The sequence below is a fragment of the Nostocoides veronense genome (assembly GCF_039531185.1).
Taxonomy (GTDB): Bacteria; Actinomycetota; Actinomycetes; order Actinomycetales; family Dermatophilaceae; genus Nostocoides_A; species Nostocoides_A veronense.
Genome location: NZ_BAAAPO010000084.1, coordinates 1 through 3017, shown reverse-complemented (window position 1 = coordinate 3017; position 3017 = coordinate 1). Strand labels below are relative to the sequence as shown.

General features: G+C 71.5%; 2 protein-coding genes. Both read right to left on the bottom strand.

All coding sequences use genetic code 11. The features are described 5' to 3' along the window. On the bottom strand, window positions 1-1915 hold a 1915-nt coding region (locus tag ABD225_RS18610; protein ID WP_344089206.1), incomplete at its 3' end, for a tyrosine-type recombinase/integrase. Beyond that, complete coding sequence (locus ABD225_RS18605; protein ID WP_344089203.1) at window positions 1881-2969, bottom strand: tyrosine-type recombinase/integrase; 1089 nt, start codon at window positions 2967-2969, stop codon at window positions 1881-1883. The genes ABD225_RS18610 and ABD225_RS18605, both read right to left, overlap by 35 nt. Between the last annotated feature and the right edge of the window lie 48 nt (window positions 2970-3017).

The following is a 3017-nucleotide window of genomic DNA, read 5'->3' as shown; positions in this document are numbered from 1 at the left end:
TCGGGTGTGTCGCGGTGTCGTCGATCAGGGCGGTGAGGCGGTGGATGAGTCGGAGGTGTCGTTCGGTCTCGGCGTCCCAGCCGCGGGTGGTGGCGTCTGCGGCGAGGGCGGCTGCGTCGTCGCGTTGCGCGGTCAGCACGGGCAGGTAGGTGGTGGTGGTGTGGAAGCTGGGGCAGTGTTCGCAGATGTTCGCGTAGCTGCACGGGCCTTGGGCGGGGGCGCGTAGGCAGTAGCCGCCGGCGAGGGCGGTTTTGACGGTCGCGGTGGTGCGCCAGTCGTCGCCTGCGCTCGAGGTCGGCTCGCTCGGGGTGGGCAGGGCGCCGATGGTCTGCTTGGCCAGCTCCAGCGCGCGCTCGTACTCGGCACGGACGGTGGTGTCGAACAGGTGCCCGTAACGCAGGCTCATTTCGGCTGACACGTGTCCGAGGATGGCCATCAGTGCTTGCAACGAGACGCCGGCGTTGACCAGGGCGGTGGCGTAGGTGTGTCGGAGCTGATGAGGGGTGACGTGCCCGATGCCGGCGCTCTTCGCGGCGCGGTCGAGCTCCTTGCGCAGCCGGTTCTGTCCGATGCGGTGGCCGTGCGCGGTGAACAGGAAGTCCGCGGGCCGTCCGGTGCGTGGGTGTGGGATCGGCCGTCCGGGGCTGCGTGCGGCGGTGATCCGGTCGATCAGCGCGAGGATCTGGGCGTCGATGGGGACCATCCGTTCGGTGTCGAGCTTGCCCAGGGGCACCTTGAGCCAGGACCCGGAGCCGGGTAGGTCGATGACGGCGTCAAGCTCAAGGTCGAGCAGTTCCCCGATCCGCAGGCCGCAGGCGCGTTGCAGTAGCAGCGCGTCAGCGGCGAGCCGGTGCGGGGAGGCCTCGAGGGCCTCGGTGAGGCGTCGGTCGGCGTCTGGTGGCAGGAACCTCGGTAGGGGTTGGGGCAGTCGCGGGTTGTCGGAGGGGAACATCAGCCGCCGGGTGGGTGCCTCGGGCCAGCCCCACTCGGTGATCTCGGTCAGGAAGTTCGCGACGGCCAGGATCCGTCGTGCCTGCTCCGGGACGGACAGGGTCCCGCCGGCCTTGGTGTTCGCCGCGGTGGTCAGGCTGGCCAGCCAGGGTTCGATGTGCTGGCACCGGTCGAGCGTCGCGGGGGTCGCGTCCGGGTCGGTCCCGGCGAGGTAGGCGCCGAACGCTGCCAGCCTGGTGGCCAGCGAGGAGACGGTGGCGGGACGGCAGGTGACGGACTTGTGCTGCAGGTAGCGCACCAGGATGGCGTGCATCGGCTCCGGCACGTGGGCCAGGCGCCGGGCGAAGGGCCAGCGCTGCTCGAACGGCTCGGGCAGCGCAGGCAGCACACCGTGGTGGTACAGCACGGTCTTGGCGCCGGTGGCGGTGGCCCGGTAGTGCTTCCAGGTGCGCCCGGTCGCGGCCTGCCGTGCGAGGCCGGCGACCGCGAGGGCGTCGAAGTCGTCGTGGACCAGGTCGGTCAGGCGTTTGCCGGTGGCGAACAGCACCCGGGCGATCACCTGGGAGGCCATCGCCGAGGCGACCCGCTGGCTGTACCCGCAGCCGCGGGCGGCGGTGATGAACGCCGCGAGGTCCTGCCCGATGACGGTGCCGGGCACGTCGCGCCAGATCGAGGAGAACTTGCGGTGCACCAGGTACTCCCAGCTCGGGTGGAGCCGTCCGGTGACGAGCAGGAACGTGATGAACGGGCGGGTGCCGCTGTTCGCGGTCAGCTGCACCGCCAGCGGCTCGTGCTCCCAGGCGCGCACCACCGGCCATCGCCGCAGGAACGTCTTGGCCCAGTACGTGAACGCGGTGTTGCCTCGCCCGGTCCGCGCCTGGTGGGCGTGGTACGCGGCGAGTACCTCGGCAGGTGGCTCGTGCTGAGGCTCAACGGTTTTGGCGTTGACGGCTGCGCGCGGCATCGTATTCGGCTTTCACGTGGGTCGGGGCGAGGTGGATGTAACGGGCCGTGGTGTCGACATGCGCGTGCCCGAGCAGCGCCTGCATCACGGCCAGGTCCACCCCGGCCTCGGCCAGCGCGGTCCCGAACGTGTGCCGCAGCGCGTGCGGTGCCCCGGCCGGGACGCCGGAGGTGGCCCGGTGGTAACGGAAGATGGTCCGCAACCCGGCCGGGGTCAGCGGCCGCCCCGTCGTGGGGCCCTTCGCGACGAGGAACAACGCAGACGCGTCGCTGTCCGGGCGCTCGGTCAGCAAGTACGCGTTCAGCACGGCGGCGACGTCCCGGTCGAGGGGGACCCGGCGGTCCTTGCCGCCCTTGCCGTGCACGGTCAGCCAGCGACCGCCGATGTCGACATCGGCGACCTGCAGGGCGAGAACCTCACACGAGCGCAGCCCGCAGTAGAGCATCAGCCCGGCCATGGCCAGGTCCCGGCGGGTGCGTAGCCCGCCGAGCAGGCGGGTCACCTCGCCAGCGTCCAGCCCCCGCGGCAGCCGGCGCGGGGTGCGCACCCGCAGCCGCGAACGCGGCGCGGGCCGCCGCTTGGTGTGGCCGAGCAGCCCGGACCGCTCGCCCTGGGCGAACCACGACGAGGGGCGCCCCTTCGGGATCGGCGACGAGCAGCTGGGATCGCTCATCGCCCGGTACTCGTACAGGCCGGTCACAGCCGCAAGGCGAAGGTTGATCGAGGCCGGCGCGAGCCGGTCAGTCCGGTTGCCGTTCAGGTCCAGCACGTTCGGGCCCGGACGTCCCCGAACCGACTCTTGACGGCACGCTGCGAGGAAGTCGAGCACCTCGCACGTGCCCACCGCTTCCACGCTCAACCCCGACGCGGCGAGCCACCGCGCGAACGCGAGCAGCCCGTACCCGTACGTGCGGACCGTGCGCGGGGAGTAGTTCCGATCAGCCAGATAACCCAAGTACGCATTCATCGCGGACAGCGACCCGCCCACGTCCGGCCCCGTCAGGCGCCACCGCCGCGGATCAGCCGGGTCCACACCGACCACCAGAGCATCCATGCCCTCAGGCCTACTCCCCAGCAGTACCGACTTCCAGCACCCCCACTG